We start from the raw sequence: 3,407 nt of genomic DNA, 5'->3' as shown, positions 1-3,407 counted from the left end.
CCCTCGCCGCTGGTCAGCATCGGCAGCCAGCGCTGCTTCTGCTCCTCGGTGCCGTAGCTGGCGATGGACTTGCTGACCAGGCCCAGCGACACCTCCGCGCGCAACGAACGACGAGGACCACTGTGGACTTTGAACTCACCGATACCCAGGTCGCTTTCCGGGAGATGGCGGCGCAGTTCGTCGACGCCGAGATCGTGCCGCACGTGCGCGAATGGGACCGCCGCGAGGAGGTCGACCTCGGGATCGTGCGCAAGCTCGGCGAACTCGGCTTCCTCGGCCTGACGCTCCCGGAGGAGTACGGCGGAGTCGAGGCCGACATGGTCGGCTACGCGCTGGTCATCGAGGAGCTCGGGCGCGGCGACTCGTCGGTGCGCGGCATCGTTTCGGTGTCGCTGGGCCTGGTCAGCAAGTCCATCGCCAGCTACGGCACCGAGGAGCAGAAGCAGCGCTGGCTGCCGATGCTGACCAGCGGCGAGGGCCTGGGCTGCTTCGCGTTGACCGAGCCCGACGCCGGCTCCGACCCCGGCTCGCTGACAACCCGGGCTCGTCGCGACGGCGAAGACTGGGTTATCACCGGTCAGAAGATGTTCATCACCAACGGAACCTGGGCCAAGGTCGCGCTGCTGTTCGCGCGCACCAGCGACGACGGCGGCCGCGGCATCACCGCGTTCCTGGTGCCCACCGACTCGCCGGGCTTCACCGCGAACACCGTGCACGGCAAGCTCGGCCTGCGCGGGCAGGCCACCGCGGAGCTGGTGCTCGACGAGGTGCGGTTGCCGGATTCGGCGCGGCTCGGTGAGGTCGGCAAGGGCCTGGGCATCGCGCTGGGCGCGCTGACCAAGGGCCGGATCTCGGTCGCGGCCGGCGCGGTCGGGGTGGCGCAGGCCGCGCTGTCCGCGGCGACCCGTTACGCGGGGGAGCGCGTGCAGTTCGGCAAGCCCATCGCGGCGCGGCAGCTGGTGCAGGAACTCCTCGCCGATTCCGCCGTGGAGGTCGAGGCCGCCCGGTTGCTGACCTTGCGGGCGGCGTCGCTGGCCGAACGCGGTGTGTCCCGCCAGGAGCTGGCCACCGCGTCGTCGATGGCGAAGCTGCACGCCAGCGAAACCGCCGTACGGGTGTCCAACAATGCGTTGCAGGTCTTCGGCGGGTACGGCTTCATCGACGAGTACCCGGTGGGCAAGTACGTCCGCGACGCGCGGGTGCTGACGCTCTACGAGGGCACCAGCCAGGTCCAGAAGCTGATCATCGGCCGCGCCCTCACCGGTGTCGACGCCCTCACCTGATCGGCGTCCGCGAACCGATTCACAAGTCTGAACGAAAGGCACCTCCGCGCCGGCGGAGGTGCCTTTTTCGCGCGTGGTGGCAAGTCCCTGTTCCGGGGTATTGACGGTGTTTTGCCGGTATCGCTATCGTGACGCGAACTGGAAACTAAGTTTCCTGTTTCCCGCCGCCAGAATCGGGAGCCGCCACCGCGGCTCTGCTCTCTTCGACCGAGGAGATATCGATGAGGTGGCAGAACTCCGCACGCGCCGTCACGATTGCCGCGGCCCTGCTGTTGACCAGCACCGCGGCCCAGGCGGCAAACCAAGATCCGGAGCTGAATCCCGTTGATGCCAACGGGATTTTGTCTGTCTGCGGCAAGACTCTGTGCAACAGCAGCGGTGCTCCGGTGCAGCTGCGCGGCATGAGCACGCACGGCCTGCAGTGGTACAGCCAGTGCGTCAACGACGCGTCGCTGGACGCGCTGGCCGACGACTGGCAGGCCGATGTGCTGCGGATATCCATGTACATCCAGGAAGGCGGCTACGAGGACGATCCGGCCAAGTTCACCGAACTGGTCGACAAGTACGTCGAGGCGGCCAGCCAGCGCGGCATGTACGCGATCATCGACTGGCACATGCTCGATCCCGGCGACCCGAACTTCAACCTGGATCGCGCCAAGACCTTCTTCACCGAGATGGCCCAGCGGCACAAGGACAAGACCAACGTCCTCTACGAGATCGCCAACGAGCCCAGCGGCGTCGAATGGTCGCAGATCAAGAGCTACGCCGAGGAACTCATCCCGGTTATCCGCGAGCAGGACCCGGATTCGGTGGTGCTGGTCGGCACCCGCGCCTGGTCGTCGCTGGGGGTGTCGGAGGACTCCAATGAGCAGGAGGTCGTCGACAACCCGGTCAACGCCGACAACATCATGTACACCTTCCACTTCTACGCGGCCTCCCACGGCTCGGAATACCTGGACACGTTGTCGCGCGCGGCCGACAAGCTGCCGATGTTCGTCACCGAGTTCGGCACGCAGGAGGCCACCGGTGACGGCGGCGACGACTTCGGCATGGCCCAGCAGTACATCGACCTGATGGCCTCGAAGAACATCAGCTGGACCAACTGGAACTACTCCGACGACTCCCGCTCCGGCGCGGTGTTCAAGGAGGGCACCTGCGAGAACGGGCCGTACCCGGGCACCGACCAGCTCAAGCCCGCGGGCGTGTGGGTCCGCGAGCGGGTCAAGTGAGGTGAGCCGGGTGCGGAAACTGCTTCGCGCGGGCACGGCGCTCGCCGCGGTGCTGGGACTGTCGGCCACTGCCGCGGACGAACTGCGGGCTCCGGCACCGGCGCCGGTCGTGGCATCGGACTCGCAGGCACAGGCGCCCCTGTGGACCGCCGAAACCGACCGCGGGACTTCGGTTTTCGAAGGAATCGAGACCAAACCCGGCAGCGTCGAGGTGGTGGCCGATCCGCAGGGCCAGCACGGCGACGTGTTCCGGCTGCACACCTCCGGCGTGCCCGAAGGCTCCGAGCGGGTGCGGGTGGAGTCGCGGGGCCACAAGACGCCGGACGGCAGCCGGCTGCGGTTCACCGAGGGCGACACCTACTACGTCGGGTGGCGTTCGATGTGGGGCCCGCTGCCGACGAAGACCGGCGAGTGGGTGGCGTTGTGGCAGCTCAAGGACTACGGATCGGGTGCCGCCACGCCGCCGCTGTCGCTGCGGGCCCGCGGTGACGTGCTCGACCTGGAGTACTGCGACCCGGACATGAAGACGACGCAGCTGTGGAAGATCCCGCTGCCCAAGGACAGCTGGAACAGCTTCGTGGTCGGGATTCACGTCTCCAGCGATCCGGGCAAGGGCTGGGTCCGGTTCTGGCACAACGGCGAAGAACAGGTCCTCAATGGACAGAAACAGCTCCCGGCGGCGACGCTGCGCGCCGACTTCGTGACCGACAAGTGGGGCGTGTACCGCTCCGACGGCATCACCGGGGAGGCCACGGCCTATCTTGCCGATGCCAAGGTGGGGAAGTCGTACGCGGACGTGGCCGGGTGACGGCTGGGCAGTAGGGGCCGTGTGTGTTTTGTGCTGCTATAGCAGCACAAAACAAACACCCCCGGCAGCGCGCGCCCACCCGAGAGC

4 protein-coding genes are annotated in these 3,407 nt (G+C 67.5%); 3 read left to right on the top strand and 1 reads right to left on the bottom strand.

What is annotated here, in order from left to right:
• A partial coding sequence (locus tag AB0I53_RS03370) for an acyl-CoA dehydrogenase family protein (protein WP_358596234.1) occupies positions 1-92 on the bottom strand: 92 nt, incomplete at its 3' end.
• 30 nt (positions 93-122) lie between these two features.
• Between AB0I53_RS03370 and AB0I53_RS03365 the strand changes: the two genes are divergently transcribed.
• From AB0I53_RS03365 to AB0I53_RS03355, 3 genes are all read left to right on the top strand, one after another.
• Positions 123-1,283 (top strand): acyl-CoA dehydrogenase family protein, encoded by a 1,161-nt coding sequence (locus tag AB0I53_RS03365; RefSeq protein WP_358595708.1) that lies wholly within the window; start codon positions 123-125, stop codon positions 1,281-1,283.
• A 221-nt stretch (positions 1,284-1,504) separates the two neighbouring features.
• Positions 1,505-2,512, top strand: coding sequence for a glycoside hydrolase family 5 protein (locus AB0I53_RS03360; RefSeq protein WP_358595706.1), 1,008 nt, complete (start codon positions 1,505-1,507; stop codon positions 2,510-2,512).
• Between the two features lie 10 nt (positions 2,513-2,522).
• Complete coding sequence (locus AB0I53_RS03355) at positions 2,523-3,320, top strand: heparin lyase I family protein (RefSeq protein WP_358595704.1); 798 nt, start codon at positions 2,523-2,525, stop codon at positions 3,318-3,320.
• The last annotated feature ends 87 nt before the right edge of the window (positions 3,321-3,407 follow it).

Source organism: Saccharopolyspora sp. NPDC050389, assembly GCF_040655595.1.
Lineage (GTDB): Bacteria > Actinomycetota > Actinomycetes > Mycobacteriales > Pseudonocardiaceae > Saccharopolyspora.
The sequence above is the reverse complement of the archived record's forward strand: the minus strand, read 5'-3'. Positions and strand labels throughout refer to the sequence as shown.

What these genes read in the sequence shown, in the direction of transcription:
- AB0I53_RS03360 (WP_358595706.1), top strand. Translation starts at nt 1,505, where the DNA reads ATGAGGTGGCAGAACTCCGCACGCGCCGTCACGATTGCCGCGGCCCTG.